Raw genomic sequence first — 329 nt, forward strand, 5'->3', positions numbered from 1 at the left:
CGAATATTTCGGCGGGATCGATATCAGCATGTGTACATGGTCGGGCATGAGATGCCCTTCCTCGATCCGGCAACCCTTTTGCAGAGCAAGCCTATGCAAAAGGTCACCCAACTCACGCCGCACGTCACCGTAAAGGCGTTTCGTTCGGTACTTACTTGAAAAGACCACATGGTATTTGCAGTCCCATGTCGCGTGTGATTGCGATCGTTCATCCATAAAACCTCCGTTCTATGTCTCGGCCAGCCTAGCGGTCCAAGCACGGAGGTCTCTCAAGGAAGATGTAGAACTCGTCCAGTCCTCCACCGGAGGTGGAGGTTTACTTGCTTACA

Annotated in this window: 1 protein-coding gene; it reads right to left on the reverse strand. The window is 52.3% G+C overall.

Translation table 11 applies throughout. From position 1 onward, the window contains the following. Positions 1-216 (reverse strand): IS200/IS605 family transposase (gene tnpA, locus BBX50_RS29570; RefSeq protein WP_139108855.1); only part of this gene is annotated, 216 nt, incomplete at its 3' end. Positions 217-329: the final 113 nt, after the last annotated feature.

This window comes from Ensifer sp. LC11 (genome assembly GCF_001695835.1).
Lineage (GTDB): Bacteria > Pseudomonadota > Alphaproteobacteria > Rhizobiales > Rhizobiaceae > Ensifer.